Consider the following 23,441-nt stretch of genomic DNA (forward strand, 5'->3'; position numbering starts at 1 on the left):
TTTAAACACATAAAAAAAACTCACAAAATATTTATTTATCATGATACTAAAAAAAGTCTTTCCCTTCATTTTATTAGTTCTAACCTTTGGTTGTAATTCTAAATCTGTTACTGATATAGATGACTATAAGGATTACTTAAATACAGTAATTGATCAGGAACAGTTAATGTCCGAAGCTCAATTTTTAACTAACAAAATAGAAGCTACGCCAAATCAATTCTCACAATTAGGAAAGCGCGCAAGCGCATACGCACAAATATTTAATACTACTGGAGATATTTCATATTTAATTAAAGCTGAAAAAGATTTAATTGAAGCCATAGAAATAACTGGTAGAAAATTTCCAGGCCTTCTAAAAAGCTTAGCTGCTAATTATATTTCGCAACACCGATTTAAAGAAGCTTTAGCTCTTTTAAAAGAAGCGGAAGCAAATGGTGAAAAGCTAAATGGTACAAAGAAAATGTTGTTCGATGTACATTTAGAATTAGGAAACTACATCTATGCAGAATCGTATTTAAAAGACATAAAAAACAATTCGGATTTCGATTATTTAATTCGTTTGTCTAAATGGGAAGACCATAAGGGCAATTTAGATAAAGCTATAATCCACATGGAAAGAGCTATGGAGATTGCTGAATCGTCTAACATAAGTTCTACAAAACAATGGGCTTATACTAATTTAGCAGATTTTTATGGTCATGCAGGTAGAATTGACGAATCCTATAACTTGTACTTAAAGGCTCTAAAGCTAGATCCTAATGATGCTTATGCAAAAAAAGGAATTGCTTGGATTATATATTCTTATGAAAAAAATCCTGAGCAAGCGCTTAAAGTTTTAAATCATATTTCAAGTTATTATTCTGCGCCAGACTATAGTTTATTAAAAGCAGAGATTGCAGAATATACGAATAACGAAGCGTTAAAGACAAAAGCACTGTCAGATTATAGTGCTGCAGTAAAAAATCATCAGTATGGTGAAATGTATAATAAATACAATGTCATTTTATATTCTGAAGATTTAAAACAACCAGAATTGGCGTTGGAAATTGCAAAGCGCGAAGTTGAAAACAGACCAACACCACAATCTTACGACTTGTTGGCTTGGAGTTACTTTAAAAAAGGTGATGTAAATAAGGCGAATGAAATTATTGAAACTTACGTAGATGGTAAAACATCAGAGCCAGACGTACTATATCATATTGCCGAAATTTATAAAGCTGCAGGAAAAACCGATAAGGTTAAGCCTATAAAGCAAGAATTAACAGCAAGCTTGTACGAGTTGGGTCCAACAATGAAAGATAAAATTAAACAACTGTAATTATGAAAAAGCAATTATTAGCAGTGCTAATGTTTGGTTGTTTTTTTATGATTAGTAACGCTCAATCTATAAAGGGTGTTGTTGTTAATGAACTCAATCAACCGTTAGAGGCTGTATACGTATACAATATAAATTCAGAGAATCATACACATAGCTCAGAAAATGGCGTGTTTGTGATAACTAATACTAAGATAGGTGATTCTATTAGATTGGGACTTCTTGGTTACAAAACCAAAACCCTTAGAGTAGAAGACAACACAGCTCTAAAAGTAATTTTAGAAGAAAAAGTATTTCAATTAGACGAAATGGTACTAAATGAAGAATTAAATACAGCAAGTACAATATCAAGGTTAGACTTGAAGGTTACACCTGTAAATTCTTCTCAAGAAGTTTTAAGAAAAGTGCCAGGTTTATTTATTGGTCAACATGCAGGAGGTGGTAAAGCGGAACAAATTTTTCTTAGAGGTTTTGATATAGATCATGGTACAGATATATCCATTTCTGTAGATGGTATGCCAGTAAATATGGTGTCTCATGCACATGGTCAAGGCTATAGTGATTTACACTTTGTTATACCAGAAACAGTGAATAAAATTGATTTTGGAAAGGGTGGTTACTACGCTCAAGAAGGCGATTTTAATACAGCTGGCTATGTTGATTTTAATACAAAGGACTATTTAAAAGAGAGTAGTATTTCATTTTCTGCAGGTCAATTCAATACACTTAGAACTGTTGGTTTATTTAACCTTTTAGAAAACACAAAGAATAAAAATGCTTATGTAGCATTAGAGTACATAGCTACTGATGGCCCTTTTGAGTCACCACAAAATTTTAACCGTTTAAACCTATTTGGAAAATACGTAATCTATTCGCCAGAGAATGATAAGTTAACATTAACAGCATCACATTTTACAAGCCGTTGGGATGCTTCAGGGCAAATACCACAGCGAGAAGTTGATAATGGAAATATTACACGTTTTGGCGCAATAGATGATACTGAAGGAGGTACAACAGAGCGTACCAATTTCAATATTACTTTTGATAAGTATATTTCAGACAATACTAAGCTAAGTGCTAATGCTTTTTACTCGCATTATGCTTTTGAGTTGTATTCAAATTTTACATTCTTTTTAGAGGATGATGTAAATGGTGATCAGATAAAACAAAAAGAGGATAGAAATATTTTTGGTGCTAATACTTCAATTAATTACACCACTTATTTAGGTGAAACGGAATTTAACCTAACAACAGGTTTAGGTGTTAGACATGATATTGTTGATGATGTGGAATTATCAAGAACTTTAAATAGAACAACAACTTTAGAGAATATTCAGTTAGGAGATATTAATCAAACCAATATTAGCGGATTTGTTAATACAGAGTTTGAATTTGGAAAACTAAAAATAGCTCCAGCGCTGAGGTTAGATTATTTTAAGTTCTTGTATGTAGACGCATTACAAGAAAACTACGAAACGCAATCTGAAACCAAAACGATTTTAAGTCCAAAACTTAATTTCTATTATAACGCTAATAACAATCTGCAGCTTTATTTAAAATCTGGTTTAGGATTTCATTCTAATGATACTAGAGTCGTTGTGGCTAATAACGCAAAAGATATTTTACCACGCTCTTATGGAGCAGATTTAGGTACGGTTTGGAAACCATTCTCTAAACTCGTAGTAAATTCAGCCGTATGGTATTTGTTTTTAGAACAGGAGTTTGTGTATGTGGGAGATGCAGGTATTGTAGAGCCTAGTGGAAAAACAAAACGCTATGGCTTAGACTTAGGTTTAAGGTATCAGTTTAACGATTGGTTGTTTTTAGATACAGATGCTACACTAACAAATGCGAGGAGTATAGAAGAAGCTGATGGTGAGGATTATATACCATTAGCACCAGATTTTACCTTAACCAGTGGTTTGTCTGTAGATAACTTAGATGGTTTTTCAGGAGGATTAAGATTACGTTATTTAGACGATAGACCAGCAAATGAAGACAACTCTATTGTTGCAGAAGGCTATTTCGTTACAGACTTAAATCTTAATTACGAATTTAAAAATATTACACTAGGTATTGCCGTAGAAAATTTATTTGATGTGGATTGGAATGAAACTCAATTTGCAACAGAATCGCGTTTACAAAATGAAGCGCAATCTGTAGAAGAGATTCATTTTACGCCTGGTACACCATTTTTTATAAAAGGTACGGTTACGTATAGATTTTAAAAACATAATCAACTTTTATAATTCGTGGGGAAGCGAATAATTTAGGTTGATTGATTGCTGGCAAGAAAGATGAACCGCTGATTACGGTTAATCGGTATCATAAATTTTTATGATATTTTTTGAGTTTTTTTGTTAGTTGAGTGCCCACGTGAAAGCGTGGGTGCTCTTTTATTTTGTAGCTAGACTAATCTGCTTCCCAAAAATAGCAGCAATACCTGCAGCCAATCCACCAACAAGTCCTGTAACTAATATTAATACATAAGGACTACCACCTAAAGGCAATAAAACAGCTATACGTTTGGCTAAAGTAAAATCATTGCCATTGCTAAGTATAAAACTATAAACTACCCAAAAGATTAGTATTGCAAAAAATGGTACAAAAAACACAGCGGCTTTCTTAAGTGGAATAAATAATGCTGTGGCTAGTGCAGCAGTCATAACAGACCACCATGGTAACACGAATGATAATATAAAAGCTAATGCTATGGTAGCTATAAAGTTGGTTATGTTTTTATTCATTAGTAGAAGGTGTTAGGGTTTGTGTGCTAATTATAGCGTCTGTTGCTTCATTAGATTGTAAATAATTAAGGCTATGATATTTGCCAACTGCCCAATCATCTATAAAATTATCGTAGTATTTGCTTCCTGGATTTCCAGATTGTCCGCCAGGATAAATGCCTAATGCTGTTGGTGGTGAGGTCATTTCTACAATCATGCGCCAAGAAGGTCCCCAATTTTTTCCTGCAGCATTTACGGTGTTTCTATCTCCTCCAATAGGAAGGTCGAACCTTGAAAATGCAGGTAAGCCTTGCAATAAATGACCGACGTAAGTGCCTTTGTATTGTTGCCAATTGTAATCTCCGTTTTTGGACTTCCAGTCAATAAGTTCTTTTGCAGTTTCTTTAAAAGCAATTAAAAATAAATCGTGAGATGTTTCCTTTTCAGGAGTACTAAGAATATCCATAAATTCATCTTTAGGATTATTTTTAAGCATAGAAATTGCTTGATAGGTAAAAGGTGTTTCTAATACCATGTCTTTATCTTTATACTCATCCCAAATTAATACATAGAGGTTGCTCCACCATGCATCCCAAATACTAGGTGCTAGTTTTTCTATATCGCTATTAAAATCCCAAGCTTTTATAATGTTTAGAATCTCTTTTTCTTCATCTGTAAGCGTTGATGTATCCATATGGCTATACATATATGGTAATAGCTCAGAAGCTTTCTTATTAAAATTTGTGTTTTGTAAGTCTTTAAAATCTTGAATATTGAATTTTTCCTTAGATCTAAAAAAATCATTTATTACTCTATTACGATAAGAATCATAACCATCATTAAAGACATAAAAAGGGTAAAGAGAATCCGTAGGATGTTGGTTGGAAGAACTTACAAAACCACGTTCTGGGTTTTTAGTATGAGCATTAAATTCCTTTGGAATAAAACTTTGCCAATCATGATCAGGATTACTGCCATCCATCAAAAACTTACCTTGACCTTCCCATTTATTAGGAAATTTACCCTGAACCCATATAGCAATGTCACCTTCAGTTGAAGCAAATACAAAATTTTGAGCTGGAGCCACATGGTCTGCTATAGCTTCTTTATAATCTTCGTAATTCTTTCCGTTATTCAATTTTAAAAAGAGGCTAACAAAATCATGACCTATATGTCCTGCCCATTTCATAGCATATCCTACCTTTTCACTATCTCCTTTAAAAGTATGGTCATAACTCACAGGACCATGATGCGTGTAGATAACAGAATCCTTAAAGGTTTCTTTCCCTTTTATTTTTATTTCTTCAACTCGTACACTGGTGTTTTTCCACTCGTTACCATATTTGTATTTTGTTCTTGTTTCATCTTGAAACTCAATTTTATACCAATCTTTAACATCTCTTGTGGCATTTGTTTCTCCCCAAGCTATATGCTGATTAAACCCAGAAATAACACCTAGAGTTCCTGGTAAGGTGGCTCCCATAGAATTATGCTCTGGTGTAGCAATTTGCATAACATACCATATTGAAGGGAGGTTAAGACCCAAATGTGGGTCGTTAGCAAGAATGGGATGGCCTGAGTAAGATTTGCTAGGTCCAACAGCCCAATTGTTACTACCGTTATGTGGATTAGGTTTTTCCATAACAGATTGTAATGAATCAATTGGTAATTCACTTTGAGGTGTTTTAGTTTGCTCAATATCTATAAAACTCCAATCAGTGTCTGTTGGTATTACTGGATCGTCAAAATCATAAAAGTCTGGATATAACATATCAAACCGCTCTTTTCCAAATTCCCTGAGTGCATTGGTGTATTCAAAATCACTATCACCACCACAGAGCATATCTGTCATATACATTAATAAATGCATGGTTTTGTCAATAGACCATTGTTCGGGTTTGTAATCGAGTAATTTATACTCTACAGGATAATTTTCTGGCTCAAGTTGGTTGATGTAAGCATTCACACCATCGCAGTAGGCTTGCAGATGGGATAGAGATTTCTTATCTTTTTTAATAATCTCTAAGCTGTTATCTGCACCATAAATCATTCCTTTTCTTCGTTGTTCTCTATCATAGTTAAGGGCACCTTCTCCAATTATCTCTGATAAACGACCAGCTGCAGCATAAGTCTGAAACTCCATTTGCCATAAACGATGTTTAGCCGTAATGTAGCCTTGCGCTTTATATAAATCAAGGTCGTTTTGCGCAAATAGGTGTGGAATCAGTTGTGCATCATAATGTACAGTGACCTTATCTTTTAATCCCGGAATAGCTATATCTCCTGTTATTGATTCGTCAGTTTCATTTTGCCAAACACCAGTATAAGGGTTAAGAAACTTAGCAATTGGAGGAACTGCTCCCAATTTTGTGTTTAAAACGAAAAAAATCCCTACGGTTAATAGGAAGGAAAGAACAAGTTTTGTGTATTTCATAAAGCGATAATAAAATGCGTACGAAAAGTACTAAATAAATCTGAGGTTATTAAAATTGAAACTTAATTTGTTTAGCTAATTTTTTGATTTTTTTGAAAGCTTTTTGCTGAGAGTGTTAATAGTATTACTTACAAATAATTTGACACATTAATTATATTTCTGCAATGCTTAAACTTATAAAATGAGCTTAGGTTACTCTTTGAAGCTCTTTTTTGAAAAGTTTTGTTGGTAATGATTTAAATATCTGTTATTGAGTTGTTTGCGGTGTTGTTTTAGCTTTCAAATTTCGGTAAATATTAAAAACAAATGCTATATATATAGTATAACTATTTATACATTGTGGTATCAATAACTAACTTTTAAAATGAATACACTATTAATTTAAATCCAAAAACCAATGAAAAAAATTACGTTTTATTTAATGATGCTTTTTAGCATTACGGCTTTCTCTCAGGTAGAGATTATCGAAAACTTTGATAATGCTCCAGATTTTGGGCTTCCAGCCGGCTGGACTGGGACAGGATTCTTTGAAAGTGCACCATATTTTGCATGTGGAGACACTGGTAAGAGTGCACTAACTGGTTTTTCTTCTGATCCATCTTCGTTACCAGGAGAAACCATTTTAACTTCACCAAATTATTCAAACGTTACTAATGCCACTGATTTAACAGTTAGTTTTTCAGTTAATGTATTTGAAGAAGGTCCTGTTTTTATTTTTCCTATTACATATTACGCTCCGTCGGCTAATTGGGGTAGTGTAACGTTAGAGTACTCTGTGGATGGTGGTTCAAATTGGACGTCAGCTATTACCATTGATGATTCAAATTTTACTTATGTTGATAATACTACTTGTACTACAATACCAGCATCTAATCTTGGAGCGCTTACTGCCGGTAATGACTTTCAAGCAAGATTTGTCGTTAATGTAGAAAATGTTGATCCACAAAATGGTAGCTTATATGTAGTTATAGACAACGTTTCAATTACACAATTAGCAAGTTCACCACCAAACTGTGATGTTCCATTGCTATCACCAACGGATGGTTCTGATACAACAGATTTAAATGATACAATAACATGGCAAGCAGCAACTGGTTTACCTACCGGTTATACCTTGTCAATTGGTACAAGTTCTGGAGCAACAGATGTTTTAAACTCTGCATCTACAGCTGAAACGAGTTATTCATTAGCTGGACTTGGCCTGACTTATGACACTCAGTATTTTGTTAATATTGTAGCCTATAATGGTATTGGAAGTGCTACAGGTTGCATTGAGCAAAGTTTTACAACTCGTACGGCCCCTGTAACAGGAGCAACATGTACAAATCCAATTGAAATTACTACATTTCCTTATGTTGGAATGGGTGATGACACCTCGAACTACGAAAATAATATTAATGAAGGTCCTTGTGGTAATTTTTCGGGAGCATATATGACTGGATATGATGTATTTTATGAAATTACTCCAGCAACAGATATGTCGATTAATATAGAGCTTGCACAAGTTTCTGAATACGGAGCTGCTATACATGTTATGGAGGGCTGTCCAGATACTGCAACAAATTGTGTTGCTCTAAAAGGAGATAACTATTCAACAGCACCTCCTTACGATCTAGCATTAGAGAATGTTGTATTGTTTGCAGGTAATACTTATTTTATTGTGTTGAGTAGTGGCGGGACAGATAGTTCATTTAGTTACGATCTATTACTGATAACTCAAAATTCGTGTATTAATCCAGAATTTACCCTATCTCCAGTTCCTACATGTGCAACGGGTGATTTTACTGTGGATGTTGATGTAACTTATATGGGTGATGCCACAACATTAACGTTGTCTGATAATTTTGGAAATTCAATTGGAAATGTTAGCGCAACAGGAATCGTAAATATTGGTCCATATGCTAGCGGTTCGGATGTAAATATAACATTAACAAACGATCAAGATAATAACTGCTCATTTAATGATTCAACTTTTTTCTATTGTCCTCCAGTAAATGATGACTGTGTAAACAGTATTGTTTTGGATGTAAATACCGATGATTCTTGTACATTGGTTACAAGTGCAACAAATGCTGGTGCAACAGAATCTGCTAGCAACCCAATTAACTGTGAATTTACAAATAACAATGATGTATGGTACAGTTTTGTAGCCACGGATGAAACAATAATTTTAGAATATTTAAATATAACCGCAGCAATTGGAAATGGTGGTACAAACCAATCTTCAGAACTGCTTGAAGGCAGTTGCGGGTCATTTACTAGTATTGACTGCTTTAATGGGAATTATGTTACTCTTAATAATTTAACGATTAATAATACATACTATATAAGAAACAATTCTAATTTTGCTGGAGAGTATGCTCAAAACTATGATATTTGCTTAAGAGCTGCCCCTACACCACCAATTAATGATGAGTGTGCTGATGCCACAGTACTAACCCTTTCTACTGATGAAACTTGCAATAATCTAATATATGGTACAACTGTAGGTGCTACACCATCAGCAGAAAACACATGTAATGTTGGATTTTCTGCTAATTATAAAGACGTTTGGTATCAATTTACGGCCCCAGAAACAGGTATATATGAATTTACATTTAATACAGCTAATACAGATGTAAGCTCTAATTACTTTATTTATTCAGGGAGTTGTGGTGCTTTAATTGAAGAAAGTACGAACTGCTATAACACAGGTTCTCAAGTGCAATCAATGAATAGTGGTGAGGTTCGTTATCTTAACGTAAGATCAGGCGATAATGGACCTGTTATTGATTTCGATTTATGTGTGTTTCAATTACCACCAGCGGCTTCAAATAATGATTGTTCTACACCAACTGTTATAATCGAATCTACTGATGCTAATGGAAATAATATGATTTCTGGTGATTTTGCAAACTCATATCCATCGTCTGAAGCTTGTGATGTAGGTGGTAAAACTATATGGTACAGTTTTACCCCAACTTATACAGGAGAATATACTTTTAATCTAATAGCTGATGTAGGGTTCCCATACTATTCAGTATTTAATACCGATGATTGTTCATTGACATCTAATAATTATGTACCGAATTCAGGCTGTTATGATAATGGTGAGCTTATCACAAGTTTAGTTGGTGGTAACACGTATCTAATTTCTGTCTATAGTTTTAATAATAATCAAACAGAATCTTTTGACTTATTAGTTTATCCAGATGCTTCATTAAGTATAGATTCAAATGAGTTTGAAGCGTTTAAATATTATCCTAACCCAGTAGTAAACACTCTAACAATTGAGGCTGAAAATTCAATTACAAAAGTTAGTATATACAATATGGTTGGACAAGAAGTTCAGCGCGTTTCACCTAATGACTTAAATGCTACAATTGATATGAATGAACTTAATCAAGGTGTATACTTTGTAAATGTAACAATCAATGAGGCGAAACAAACTTTTAAGGTTATTAAAAAATAGAGGTTAATAGCAAACTTATATTTTAGTAAAAGGGTAGCATGAGAATGTTGCCCTTTTTTTTATGGGCAATTTCTAGACATTAATATGGCATTTTAAGGAGTATTGTTTTAAATAATTAAGTTGTTATAAAACTCGTATTTTTTTATTTAAAACTAAAAATCAGACTATTATAATAAATATTAGTGTGGATTATCAAGAAAATCAAGTGTTCGTAGTACTTTAGTTGAGGTATTTCTAATTTAAAGTTTATTATATTTACTGATTATTGCCATAATACTATTAAAATTAAAATACTCTATCTTATGTGATGGTTAGGTCAATAAATTGTTGTGTATATGATGAAACAAAGTCAAATCTCCTTTTATAAATACTTATGCTTAGTGGGTTTATATGCTAGTCTATGCTATGTGTCAAAAGGGTATGCACAACAAAATGATCTTATTATAAAGGCAAAAGAACTCATATTTTCAGATCCAGATGAGTCAATAAAAATAACAGAACATTTATTAAGGGCAAGTAAAGAGCCCAAAGAAAGAGCAAATCTCAATCTTTTGATAGCCAAGAGTTTTTTAGTAAAAGGTAATTATGCCAAAGCTATATCACATGCTTTTGATGATAGTAATCTTTCCATTGACGTTTCTGTCAGAACAAAAATTGAGCTTAATATTCTTAAGGCTAAGATTTTAAGAAAATTGTATTTAGACAAACAATCTAAAGACTACTTGACGCAGGCAAAAAGTTTAATAAAAAGTGTAAATGACTCTACAAATAATGCCATGCAAGGTCATGTGATTTTAGAACAAATTAATATGCACGTCTCTAGAAGAGAGAACCAGGAAGCGCTTAAGGTAATAAATGACGTAGAAACTAAGTTTAGTACTTTTTTTAATAACAACATCAACGAAAAGATAAACTTATACTTAGCAAAAGTAGGTGTTTACAATAGTATATCTGAAATAGATTCTGCAACTGTTTATATCAATAAAGTCTTGGTTTTATCTAATACTTCAACGACCAATAATTTATATCAAAAAGCAAATATTTATAACGAGATAGGCCGGTTACATTTATATAAAAAAGAGTTCAAAGAATGTGAAGAAAGTCTATTCATTGCTTCCCGATTTGCTGAGATAATTGAAAACGCTAGTTTATTAATGGAAATTAATAAGAATTTGGCAATTAGTTACTTAGCGTCGAATGAAAAGAACCAACATAAAGTATATAATGATAAATTTTTAGCGCTTAGTAATCAAGTAGATTTACTTGAACAAGAATCTCTTAATACACTTTATAATTTATTGTCAGAGCAAGATGATGCCGTATTGATTGAAGAAGAACAGAGGTATAAAAATTATGAGTATATTTCATTTGGTGGGTTATTCTTTGTGTGTTTTGTGGGCTTTTTTGTCATTTTAAAAAGCGAAGGTAGAAAAAAGAGATTAAGAGAAATTATAAGTTATATTGAAATTACAAAAAACAATTACCTACAAACCAAACCTTCTAAAAAGGTCAAAACAAAGCGTATTGAAATACCAGAAGAAACAGAACAAAATATATTAACTAAACTAAAACGATTTGAAAACTCCAGGAAGTTTTTAAATAAAGATATGTCATTAGCCGTATTGGCTGGACAGTTTGAAACTAATACCAAATACCTTTCGGGTGTTATCAATAAACATTATCATGACAATTTTAACACCTTTATTAATAAATTAAGGATAAACTATATTATTGATAAATTAAAGAACGATTCAAATTATATCAATTATAAAATCAGTTTTTTGGCTGAGGAAAGTGGCTATTCTTCGCATAGTAGTTTTGCAACGGTATTTAAGTCTGTAGTTGGGATGTCTCCTGTTACTTTTATAAAATTGATACAAGAAGAAAGAAAAGAACAAAATTCTAAACCTGTAGTATCATGATCTCTAGATTTACATATGGTTTTGTGCTTTTGGCAATTAGTTTTCATGTATCAACCTTTGCTTTTGATTTGCCTGTTAATCAACAACAAGCTGATAGCTTACTTGAAGTAACAACAAATCATATTTATGAAAATCCTGATAAATCAATTGAATTAGGATTGAATATCTATAATAACACCAATTTTTCAAGAAAATCCAGAGCACGATCTTTAATGTTAGTGTCGTTAGCGTATACCTCTAAGCGCGATTATCAAAAAGCGTTGGAGTATGTTGTGAAAGCTGATGAGTTTACCAAGGATCTTAATGATAAGGTTTTACAAATTGAAATTTTATTTAGAACAGGAATTCTATACCAGCAACTTAAAATATTTGACAAATCCATTGAATATTTAGAAAAAACAGAACAACAGGCATTGTTGTACCCTGTTCGTGATTCTGTTGGAAAACTTTTAGCTAACAGTTATACTGTAAAAGGATTTATTTACAAGGATAATTTAAATTGCGATATTGCTTTAGAGTATTTTAACAAAGGTATTAAAGAGTACCAAAGGCTCAAAAACACTGATGTTAATACTAATCTAAGTATTGTACATTACAACAAAGGAAACTGCTATACATTACTCTCAGAATATAATGAAGCTATAAAGAGCTTTAATAAATCTATTGCATTTGCGCAAATAGAAAATGCCAATAGCCTCATCGCTTTTGCGCAAAAAGGGTTAGCCGAAGTCTATACGCTACAAGGCGAATACCGGCAAGCTTTAAACTTATTGCATACGGCTTTAAATAAATCTAATAATGTAGGGGATTTGGTGTTGAATTTAGGGATATACAATGGCTTGTTCGAAAATTATTTAGCGCTTAACCAATGGGATGAATATCAAAAATACTATGATCTTTATGCAAAAACACAATTGGGTATAAAACTGTCTGAACGTAACTCAATTAGTGCTTCACTCGAAGAAACTTCTAAGATTCAAAATCAAAATTTAAACGCTCTAAAGAGGCGTTTTAATTCGAGGTTAAATTGGATTTTTGGAGCCATAATTTTTATCATTTTTGGAGTTTTACTGGTAGAAAGGAAAAACTTAAAAGTCATGAAATCACTTCGAAATAAGCTTAAAACCATTCAAAACAAAAAATAACATCTACAATAGATATTTTAGATTTATATTTATTTAAAAAGCTGTTTGTCAGAGTTTTGAACTTAAATTTTAGCTTTTAAATTTCAGTAATTGATAAAGGTATACTTTATATTAATGCTGTTTTTAGTTGTATATTTAGGTTATCAAAAATCTATTTTAACTCCAACTGAAAATATCACAATATGAAAAATAAGTTACGAAACAAAGTAGCAACAAATCAATTATTTTCGCCTAGTAATTTTTGTAAATCAAATTCTTCAAAATGTACAAATTTTAAAGGCATCCTACTAATTACATTTGTCTTACTGTTTTCAAGCAAAAGTTTTGCGCAACTCACAGAAAATTTTGATAGCGGAATTCCTAGTGAATGGACGCTTATAGATAATGGAGTTGGAACACAAAATTGGGCAACTTCAGCAGACGGTTACTTGGGTACAAATGGTGCTTCAGTAAATCCAAGTGCTGACAATATTGGCGATCAAAACACGGCACAGTACTTTTTGGTTACACCACAGCTGGCAGTGCCTCAAAATGGTGAAATACATTTTTACACCAAGCAAGCTAATGAAGCAGATAATGGTGCTCAATACGAAATAAGGCTTTCTACAGCTGCACAACCAGATATTAATGGATTTAATATTACAATACAATCTTATACAGAATCTAATCTTAATTTAGGAGCTCAAACTGCTTATGAAAAGAAGGTAATAGAGATCCCAACATCAATTCCGGCAGGATTAAACATCTACATTGCCTTTGTAGCAATTAACACCCAAAATGGAGCGACACCAACTGGTGATGAATGGTTTGTAGATAGTGTTTCAGTTTTAGAAGGTTGTATCGAGGTTGAAGATGACGATGTTACTATAGATGCAATTACAGTGGATGGAGCTGAGGTTACATGGTCGCATCCTACAGCAACTAACTTTGAGATTCAAATTTTACCTACAGGTGGCGTACCTGCAAGTAGTGGTATTCCTATTACTGGAACTTCATATACACTTAATAATTTAGATGAAGATACGGAGTATGACATTTATATTTCAGCAGTTTGTGATAATAGTACACAAAGTGCTTTTACAGGGCCTTACACATTTAAAACCTTAAAGTTTGGTTTATCTTGTGACGCTCCTATAATAATCCCAGATATTTCATCAACGCCTTATGTTTTAGTGGATAACTTAGATCAATGGGCTAATCCCGATATTTCTTACTCTACACAGGGAACTAATTGTATATTAGGTACATCAACGACAAATTATTTAGCGGGTAACAAAATATTTTTATCCTATACGCCAACAGAAGATGGTTTATTAACCTTAACACAAGAAACAGGTACTGATGGAGGTGCCAATGGTAACAATTGCTATAACAGTAGAAGTTCCTTGTTTGTTTACGATAGTTGCTCAGATGTAGGTGTAAACTGTATCGCTGGTACAATAACAATTGATGCTTTTGATCCTAAAACAATATCTAACTTATTGGTGCAAGCTGGACAAACCTATATTATTGTTGTATCAACTGAATTTACAACTCCTACAGCAGGTGTTTGTTTTGAATTGGAGATTTCAAGTCCAACATGTGCGCCTCCTGGAGATATAGTTTATAATAATCTAACAGAAGATAGCGTAAATTTTTCATGGGATAATATAGGAGGTTTTTCTGATTCCTGGGAGTATACAGTAGTACCAACAGGTTCTGGTGAGCCGACAGGTGCCGGAACAGCAACAGCAACTAATATTGATAATACTATCAATACAGGTCTAGCACCAGCTACAACTTACGATTTTTATGTAAGATCCGTTTGTAATGGGACACCTGGTGTGTGGAGCAATCCTTCAACATTTACAACCCAATGTACCGTATTTAATACACCTTACTCAACAGATTTTGCTAATGCTACAAATGAAAACCCTGAGCCATGCTGGACAACTATAGATGCTAATGGTGATGGTACAACTTGGGCTTTTATTGGAGGCTATGCTACAACTGTAGTTAATGCTAGCCAGTATGAAAACCACGATTTTTATGTATCTCCTCAAATCAATTTTGAAGGAGTTCAAAAAAGATTAAGATATAAGCATAGAGCAACCCAAGGAACAGCAACCTATACTGTGAAATTATCTACAACTGGTATTGGGGTTGATGATTTTACAACTACTATTTTGCCAGAAACATCGATTACGAATTCAACTTTTCAGGAAATAATAGTAAATATTCCAGAATCAATTACAGGTAATGTAAATATTGCATTTATAGTAGAACCAAATACTTCAGAAACTGCATTAAGACTTTCTATAGATGATGTGTTTATTGAAGACAAACCATCATGTCCAGACCCATTAAATCCATTCGTTCTTCAAATTACAGACGATTCTGCGTGGTTGTTTTGGACAGCTGGGGATTCAGAAACCGAGTGGGAGGTCGTAATACAAGATTTAAATTCTGGAATACCTACAACATCAGGGGTTTTAACAACTTCTAATTTTCCATATATAGCTGATGGTTTAGATTCAGGAAATAGGTATGAGTTTTATGTAAGAGCTGTTTGTGCTATTGATGATACTAGTCAATGGGTAGGTCCTGTAGAGTTTACAACACTCTGTGCATCTTATGATACACCATTTTACGAAAGTTTTAACGACGATGACCAAGATACTCAAAAATTTTGCTGGGAAATAAATGATGCTAATAGTGATGGTACAGCATGGAGCATTAATGAAACTTATGCTACTTTACAGACCTCTATTTTTACTCCTCCATCTGGATTTAATGACTACTTAATTTCTCCAGCAATTAATTTAGATGGTAGTCCTAAAGCCTTAAAATTTAAAGTTAGAGCAGATTTCTCATTGTTTTCAACTGCTACCCGTTTTGGTTTAGAAGTGTTAATGTCTACAACCAATACAAATCCAGCTAGTTTTTCGGTTATTTCGCCTCTTGAAATAATTACCAATAGCTCATTTGAAGAAAAAACAATCATAATTGAAGGCTCTGGTACAGTTTATTTTGCCTTTAGAGTTCCACCAGAATTTACAGGTGTTTGGTCAATATTAAGTATTGATGATGTTAGTATTACAGATGCACCAGCATGTCCAAATCCATCGAATTTAGCAGTAGATAGTGTATTTACAAACGCAGCCAATTTATCTTGGACAGCTGGTTATCAGGAGGCATCATGGAACATTGTTGTGCAACCTGTAGGTTCGGGAGTACCAACAACAAATGGAGAAAATGTTACAAGTACTAATTACTCTGTATCTGGTTTAGATCCAAATACAGAATACGAATTTTACGTCATGGCAAATTGTGGTGCTGAGGGAAGTGAATGGGTTGGGCCTGTTACTTTTAACACTATATGTACACCTTTTGTTGCGCCTTTTGTAGAAACTTTTAACACTGATTCAACCTCCGAAAGTTGTTGGCAATCAGTTAATAATAATGAGGATTATTATAATTGGGAGTTTAATAGTGTTGTAAACCCTTATGAAGGAGATCAATCTGCAGCTATTTTAACAACAACAAATGGTAATAGTGACGATTGGTTAATTTCTCCAACAATTACAATTACAGAGAACCAACGTTTGCGATTCTATTATAGAGCGGTTAGTGATTTATATATTGAAGATTTGGAAGTGCTACTCTCCACTAATGGAGTTGGTTTGGATCAATTTACAACAGTATTATACGATTCAGATGTAGACCCCGTAATAATTAATAATGAGGAATATAAAGTAAAAATCATCAACTTTCCAGCTGGTATTAGTGGTAATATAAATATTGCTTTCCATGCGCAATATTTTCCACCATGCCCTTGTGGTTATAGAGGTTATGGTCTTTTTATAGACAATGTAAATATTGAAGATATTCCAGAATGTGCAGAACCATCTAATATCACTTTTAACAACATTTCAGATACTGAAGTAGAAGTGGAATGGGATGCTAATGGATCTGAAACAGCATGGGAGATCTCAGTTCAGCCTTCAGGTACACCAGCTCCTGTGGGTGATACAGACCCAAGTTATTTATACAATACAACAACTAATCCGTTTACAATTACAGGTCTAGATGCTTCTACTATGTACGATGTATATATTAGAGCAATTTGTAGTGGATCAGAAAGTCAATGGACAGGTCCAGAAGAAGTAACAACAAGATGTGATTTGGATAATTTATGTCTATATACGTTTGTATTGACAAGTGATTTTGATGTGTCTGCATCACTAGATATAACTCAAAATAATCAAGTAACGCAATCCTTACCATTCAATGGTGAAGTAGCTGAAGAATTTCAGGTCTACTTTTGCTCTGGTGTAGAATTTTCGGTTTTCTTTTCAACTTTAGGTAGTGCGCAGTCCCAATATGACAATTATCAATTTGAAATTAAAAATAGCGACGGGATTACAATTTATACTAGTCCGTTTAGTCCTCCTATTAGGCGAACTGTTTATGAGGGTACAGCAATTTGTGGTGAAATTTCTTGTCCACAACCAACCAATTTAGCAATAAGCCCAACTAATACAATGTCTTGGATCCCAGGCGGTACAGAAACACAATGGGAAATTGCAATTCAGCCTTTTGAAAATGGAACTATACCACAATCAGGAACTATAGTTTCTACAAATTCATATACTCCAACTGCTTCTGATTTTAATGATCCTAATGCTGCAACTTATGAATATTTTGTGAGAGCAGTTTGTGGTACAGGTGATGAAAGCTACTGGTCTGGTCCTTTTGAATTTGTTAGAAACGATGATGTTACTACAGCTTTATTGCTTCCTATAAATTCTGAAAATTCTTGTGAAACATCTGCAACCGAAGTGTCATTTATAGGAGCAACAGTTTCTACAGAAAGTATGACATGTGATGGCGCTAATATTGGTGATGTATGGTTTGATTTTACAGCAGAGTCAATTGTACATATTATAGAAGTAAATGGATTTACAGGCAGTTTTTATGAAAGTAGTGGTGACGAGCCTTATCCAAATGTTACTATGACACTTTATAAAGATAATGGTGGTAGTCTTGAAGAAATTGCTTGTACTTATGATAAAGTATTGGTTGCAATGTATACTACTGAATTAACTGTAGGTGATAATTATAAATTAAGGCTAACTCTAAATAGTTCAGAACCTAATAGTCGCAGATTTAACGTATGTGTAAAAACACCTACAGATCTTTGTTCTATAGAAACAGTTAATGGTAATTTTGAAGAGCCTATTTTAGGTTATTTAAGTGGTATTTCTTCTATAGGGACTATTCAAGCCGTTCCAGGCTGGCGTACAAGTTTAGACTGGCAAGCAATATTTATTTGGGAAGGATTAGTTGCGCCTGGTTTTGAACCTTATGAAGGTAGTCAATGTGTTCAAATCCTTTCAGACGGTGATCCAATAGATCCAAACGATCCTAATATTAAAGGTTATTACAGAGATTTTGATTCTTCGGAAATTACTTTATATGATTTTAGCTATGCACATTTAGGAAGGTCTGAAAATAATATTATTCAATTATTTGCAGGGCCTCCAGATGGACCTTATACACTAATTAATGAAAACTTAGCAGTTGTTCAGGCTTGGACAGAAATCTCCGGGCAATATCAAGTTCCTTCTGGTCAAACCACTACACGATTTGTTTTTAGAGCTTTTGGGGATAATTCTGTTGGTAATGTTATAGATGCTGTAAATATTACACCAAACAATGAAATCATCACGGAGCCATTTACTGTAGATTGTGATAATGTTGTTGCTAATGTAGAGGCAAACGGAGTAGGATCTTGGGTGCCAAGTGATTCTAACCCTGGAACGGTTACAATTGCAGATGCTAACAGTAACACCACAGAAATTACAGATTTTGTACAACCTGGGTTATATACTTTTACTTGGCAAACAAGGTATTGTTCGTATGATTTAGAGATTGTTTATAATGGTGTAGCTGAAACACCAACAGTAGAGTCACCTGTTGAATACTGTTTAAATGATACAGCAGAACAACTTACTGCATCAGCATCAGGTACCTATACTTTAGTGTGGTACACTCAGGCTGTTGGTGGAACAGGAAGCGCTACTGCGCCAACACCAGATACATCGGTTGTTGCAACAACATCTTACTACGTAGCTTATATGGATTCTGAAGGCTGTGAAGGGCCTAGAGCTGAAATAGTTGTTACAGTTAGTGATTCATTTATACCAGAGTTAACCTTCGGTTATGATGATACTTGTGTTGTGGCTGCTACTAATCCAATGCCTACATTGGCTACTGGATTTGCAACAGGAGGAACATTTACGTCGCCAGTATTAACGGTCGATGCTAATACGGGAGAAATTGATATGGCTTCTGCAACTGAAGGTGTACATGATGTAACTTATACTTATGATGGAGATGAAGCTACATGTACTGCTGCTGGAACTTATACAACAACAATTGAGTTTACTCCAGCTACTGTACCTGTTACTGGGTTTAATTACGGCAATATAGGATTCTGTGTATTGGAATCAACAAACCCACAACCTAGTTTAGATGCAGGCTTTGCAACTGGTGGACAGTTTAGTTCATCAACTGTTACAGTAGATGCTACAACTGGTGAAGTGGATTTGTCTACAGCGACTGCAGGTACACATGATATAACTTATACGATTGCAGAAGAAAGTGCTACATGTACAGCTTCAGGAACTTTTATAACATCAATTGAAATTGTAGCAAGTACTGAGCCTGTAACAGCATTTTCATATAATGAAGACATTTATTGTGCAGATAGTATGAATGTGCTTCCAGAATTAGAAGCTGGATTTACAACAGGTGGTACTTTTAGTGCAGCACCTGGACTTTCAATAAATGCTGCAACTGGCGAAATAAATATCGCAGCAAGTAGTGTAGGTAATTATACGATTACTTATGAAGTTGCTGAGGACGCTTCAAGTTGTATGGAAAGTGGAACAAGTACGTATGATATAAGCATTTTAGATTCAATAGAAGTGGCAATTGAAGGTGCTTGTGAAGATGCTGACTTTATGTTAACAGCTTCTCCGGTAAATAATTCTTATAATCCTGATGAAGTGACTTATACTTGGATGGATTCTAATGGAAATGTGGTTGGGCAAGATTCTGAAACATTTAATGTAACAGATTATGCAGATCAAACTCCAAATGTAATGGTGCCAACAGTATTTTCTGTAACCATAGACTATGGTGAATGTACAACAACAGCATTTTATACTGCGGAACGATTATCATGTAGAGATATTCCAAGAGGTATTTCACCAGATGGAAATAATAAAAATGACAGCTTTGATTTAACTGGATATGGTGTAACTAACCTTTTAATTTTCAACAGAAATGGTAGAGAAGTATATAAGTTTAATGGGACATACTCAAACCAATGGCACGGACAGTCTAGTAAAGGTGATGACTTGCCAGACGGAACCTATTTCTATACCATTAGAAAAGATGATGGTAGTAAATTAACAGGTTGGGTTTTTATAAATAGAGCTCACTAATCATAAATGAAAACCAAAATGCAATATAAAATACAGATGAAAAATATATATATTACAATAGCCTTTGCACTTATGATAATGTTGAGTGCCAACGCACAGCAAGACCCTCAGTATACGCAGTATATGTATAATATGAATGTTGTAAACCCAGCTTATGCTGGTTCTAAAGAGGCTATAGCAATTGGGTTGTTATACCGTTCGCAATGGGTTGGTATTAATGATGCACCTAAAACAGCTACATTATCGGTTCATAGTCCAGTTGGTAAAAATGTTGGTTTAGGATTGTCAGTTATTTCAGATCAAATAGGTCCTGTTGAAGAAAATAATGTGTATGCGGATTTTTCTTATACCCTTAATTTAGGAGGTGAGCGTAGATTAGCCTTTGGATTAAAAGGAGGTGCAACTTTTCAAAAAATAGGTTTATTCAGTGAAATCGGAAATGGCTATGTACCAGACCCAAGTGACGAAGCATTTAGTGAAAACACGAGCAACACATATTTAAATGTAGGTTCAGGTGTGTTTTATTACACAGATAAATTTTATGTTTCTTTTTCTGTGCCTAATATGTTTAAGAGTACATATTTAGACGTTTCCAATAATGGACAAGAGTTTAAATACGGTTCAGAAGTATTACACTATTTCTTTTCGTCTGGTTATGTATTCAATTTATCACCTAATACAAAGTTTAAACCATCATTTTTATTAAAGTCAGCATTTGAGGCACCTACATCATTAGACTTGTCAGCTAACTTTTTGTTTAATGACCGTTTTGAGTTTGGTGCAACCTACCGCTTAGACGATTCAGTTGGTGCTATGGCAAATTTTGCTGTAACACCAGAAATTAGAATTGGATATGCCTATGATTATGTAACATCAGACCTTAATATAAAGACCTCTGGTTCTCATGAAATTATGTTATTGTTTGATTTAAATTTCTCAAAAAAAGTATCTATTTCACCTAGATTTTTCTAACCAAAAAACGCATTTAAAAATGAAAAAAATATATAGTTTTTTAAGCTTGTTTCTAATAATTACGGCAAGCTTTGGACAAAATAAACAATCAGAAAAAGCAGATAAACTATATGATGGATATCAGTTTGTTGATGCTATTGAAGAATATCTAAAGCTTACTGAGAGTGGTGAGGCTGATAGTTATGTTTATAAGCAACTTGCTGACAGTTATTACAATATTTTTAATATAGAGGAAGCTTCAAAATGGTATGGGAAAGCTCTAGAAGATAGTCAAGATGCCGAAACACATTATCGTTATGCTCAAGTATTAAAATCCCAAGGAAAATACGAAGAAGCAAATAAGCAAATGGATGCATTTTCTAAAATGGTGCCTAATGACGAGCGCGCAAAAGCACATCTGCAAAATCCTAATTATATTCCGCAGTTAGCAGATATTTCTAAAGCGTTTAATGTAGAAGAAACAGCTATTAACGATGCTGAAAACAGTGATTTTGGTGCTGTGTTATCTAATGATAATATCCTTTATTTTGTGAGTACTAGAAAGGCATCAAAGAAAGAAGATGCATGGACCAACCAACCTTACTTAGATATCTATAGATCGATAAGAAATGAGGACGGTTCTTTATCAGCACCAGAAGAGGTTGAAGAATTAAATACAATCTATCACGATGGACCACTGACAATAAGTGCAGATGGAAAAACTATGTATTTTTCTAGAGATGGTCATAGTGAAGGCTCTTACAAAAAAATAAAAAATAAACGTGTAAAATTAGCGCAACAAGGCATTTATAAAGCAACTATGGTTGATGGTAAATGGGGGAATATTGAAGCATTGCCAATCAATAGTAAAGATTATACGGTTAGTCATCCAAGCTTAAGTAAAGATGGAAAAACACTTTATTTTGCTTCAAATATGCCAGGCGGAATAGGTGATACAGACATTTGGAAAATCACTATTAACGGAAACACTTATGGCGATCCTGTAAACATGGGGCCAAAAGTTAACAGTTCAGGAAAAGAAGGATTCCCGTACATAAGTGATGATGGTATTCTGTATTTTGCTTCTAGCGGGTTGCAAGGCTTTGGTGGTTATGACATCTTTAAATTTGATACAAATAAAAATGATGCTGCTGTAAATTTGGGAAACGCGATTAACACTAAAAGAGACGATTTTGCTTTTAGTGTGAATATTTCAAAAAAAATCGGCTTTTTCTCATCTAACAGATCTGGTGTAGATAATATTTATAAGGCAATCCCTATTTGTAATTTTCAAGCGATTGTTGTTGCAAAAAATGCGGATAATAATAAATTAATTCCTGGTGCTAGTGTATCACTTACAGATGCTCAATTTTACGAAATAGCAGCACAAGCTACTAATTTGAGTGGTGAAACAAGTTTTGATATTAGCTGTGAAAATAATTACACAGTAAATGTTTCCATGGATGGTTATGAAACAGCTTCATATCAAGTGGAAGTCTCTGACGGAGAAAATGTGACTATCAATGCGGATTTAAAACCAATTAATGAATTGGTAACAGAAACAGAAGTGAAATTAAATAATATTTACTTTGAGTTCAATAAAAGCAATATCACACAAAAAGGTGCTTTTGAGCTCGATAAGCTTGTTGAAATTATGAAGGATAGACCAGAAATGAATATTTTGGTGAGATCGCATACAGATTCTAAAGGTAGTCCAAGTTATAACTTAAAGCTATCTGAAAGAAGAGCACAGGCAACAGTACAATACCTAATTTCTAAAGGGATTAGTAAAGATAGATTGTCTGCAAAAGGATTAGGAAGCAGTGAGCCAAAGATAAATTGTGGTTCTAATTGTACAGAAGAGGAAGATTCTCAAAATAGACGATCTGAATTTTTAATTGTTAAGGATTAATATTTGTCCTTCTTTGGTAGGAAAATGTTATGGTTAACTGTTTTATTTCAGTAAGAAACAGAATATTTATAAATAGAGTTTACTAAAGTTTC

10 protein-coding genes are annotated in these 23,441 nt (G+C 33.6%); 8 read left to right on the forward strand and 2 right to left on the reverse strand.

Annotation, left to right across the window (positions count from 1 at the left end; genetic code table 11):
* Positions 1-40 precede the first annotated feature (40 nt).
* Both ACFFGA_RS12810 and ACFFGA_RS12815 read left to right on the forward strand, forming a co-directional pair.
* Positions 41-1,318 (forward strand): tetratricopeptide repeat protein, encoded by a 1,278-nt coding sequence (locus tag ACFFGA_RS12810; protein ID WP_386064651.1) that lies wholly within the window; start codon positions 41-43, stop codon positions 1,316-1,318.
* 2 nt (positions 1,319-1,320) lie between these two features.
* Positions 1,321-3,543: a TonB-dependent receptor gene (locus ACFFGA_RS12815; protein ID WP_386064653.1), complete on the forward strand. Its 2,223-nt coding sequence runs from the start codon at positions 1,321-1,323 to the stop codon at positions 3,541-3,543.
* 168 nt (positions 3,544-3,711) lie between these two features.
* Here the strand turns inward: ACFFGA_RS12815 and ACFFGA_RS12820 are convergent, their stop codons facing one another.
* Positions 3,712-4,062, reverse strand: coding sequence for a hypothetical protein (locus ACFFGA_RS12820; protein ID WP_386064654.1), 351 nt, complete (start codon positions 4,060-4,062; stop codon positions 3,712-3,714).
* A complete protein-coding gene (locus ACFFGA_RS12825) occupies positions 4,055-6,475 on the reverse strand; it encodes a penicillin acylase family protein (RefSeq protein ID WP_386064656.1) in 2,421 nt (806 codons plus the stop codon). Before ACFFGA_RS12825 ends, ACFFGA_RS12820 begins: the two co-directional genes overlap by 8 nt.
* Before the next feature lie 397 nt (positions 6,476-6,872).
* Here ACFFGA_RS12825 and ACFFGA_RS12830 point away from each other — a divergent pair, with 397 nt between their 5' ends.
* The 6 genes from ACFFGA_RS12830 to ACFFGA_RS12855 all read left to right on the forward strand — a co-directional run bounded on the left by ACFFGA_RS12830 (position 6,873) and on the right by ACFFGA_RS12855 (position 23,349).
* Positions 6,873-9,926, forward strand: coding sequence for a T9SS type A sorting domain-containing protein (locus tag ACFFGA_RS12830; RefSeq protein WP_386064658.1), 3,054 nt, complete (start codon positions 6,873-6,875; stop codon positions 9,924-9,926).
* Between the two features lie 335 nt (positions 9,927-10,261).
* Positions 10,262-11,848, forward strand: a complete 1,587-nt coding sequence (locus ACFFGA_RS12835; RefSeq protein WP_386064660.1) for a helix-turn-helix domain-containing protein — start codon at positions 10,262-10,264, stop codon at positions 11,846-11,848.
* A complete protein-coding gene (locus ACFFGA_RS12840; protein WP_386064662.1) occupies positions 11,845-12,993 on the forward strand; it encodes a tetratricopeptide repeat protein in 1,149 nt (382 codons plus the stop codon). Before ACFFGA_RS12835 ends, ACFFGA_RS12840 begins: the two co-directional genes overlap by 4 nt.
* 182 nt (positions 12,994-13,175) lie before the next feature.
* On the forward strand, positions 13,176-20,486 hold the full coding sequence (locus ACFFGA_RS12845; RefSeq protein ID WP_386064664.1) for a choice-of-anchor J domain-containing protein: 7,311 nt from the start codon (positions 13,176-13,178) through the stop codon (positions 20,484-20,486).
* 36 nt (positions 20,487-20,522) lie between these two features.
* A complete protein-coding gene (locus tag ACFFGA_RS12850; protein ID WP_386064666.1) occupies positions 20,523-21,458 on the forward strand; it encodes a PorP/SprF family type IX secretion system membrane protein in 936 nt (311 codons plus the stop codon).
* A 19-nt stretch (positions 21,459-21,477) separates the two neighbouring features.
* A complete protein-coding gene (locus ACFFGA_RS12855; RefSeq protein WP_386064668.1) occupies positions 21,478-23,349 on the forward strand; it encodes an OmpA family protein in 1,872 nt (623 codons plus the stop codon).
* Positions 23,350-23,441 lie beyond the last annotated feature (92 nt).

The sequence above is a fragment of the Winogradskyella pulchriflava genome (assembly GCF_042434315.1).
Lineage (GTDB): Bacteria > Bacteroidota > Bacteroidia > Flavobacteriales > Flavobacteriaceae > Winogradskyella > Winogradskyella pulchriflava.

Coding starts and splice junctions, on each gene's coding strand:
- ACFFGA_RS12810 (WP_386064651.1), top strand. CDS start 41: ATGATACTAAAAAAAGTCTTTCCCTTCATTTTATTAGTTCTAACCTTT.
- ACFFGA_RS12815 (WP_386064653.1), top strand. CDS start 1,321: ATGAAAAAGCAATTATTAGCAGTGCTAATGTTTGGTTGTTTTTTTATG.
- ACFFGA_RS12820 (WP_386064654.1), bottom strand. CDS start 4,062: ATGAATAAAAACATAACCAACTTTATAGCTACCATAGCATTAGCTTTT.
- ACFFGA_RS12825 (WP_386064656.1), bottom strand. CDS start 6,475: ATGAAATACACAAAACTTGTTCTTTCCTTCCTATTAACCGTAGGGATT.
- ACFFGA_RS12830 (WP_386064658.1), top strand. CDS start 6,873: ATGAAAAAAATTACGTTTTATTTAATGATGCTTTTTAGCATTACGGCT.
- ACFFGA_RS12835 (WP_386064660.1), top strand. CDS start 10,262: ATGATGAAACAAAGTCAAATCTCCTTTTATAAATACTTATGCTTAGTG.
- ACFFGA_RS12840 (WP_386064662.1), top strand. CDS start 11,845: ATGATCTCTAGATTTACATATGGTTTTGTGCTTTTGGCAATTAGTTTT.
- ACFFGA_RS12845 (WP_386064664.1), top strand. CDS start 13,176: ATGAAAAATAAGTTACGAAACAAAGTAGCAACAAATCAATTATTTTCG.
- ACFFGA_RS12850 (WP_386064666.1), top strand. CDS start 20,523: ATGAAAAATATATATATTACAATAGCCTTTGCACTTATGATAATGTTG.
- ACFFGA_RS12855 (WP_386064668.1), top strand. CDS start 21,478: ATGAAAAAAATATATAGTTTTTTAAGCTTGTTTCTAATAATTACGGCA.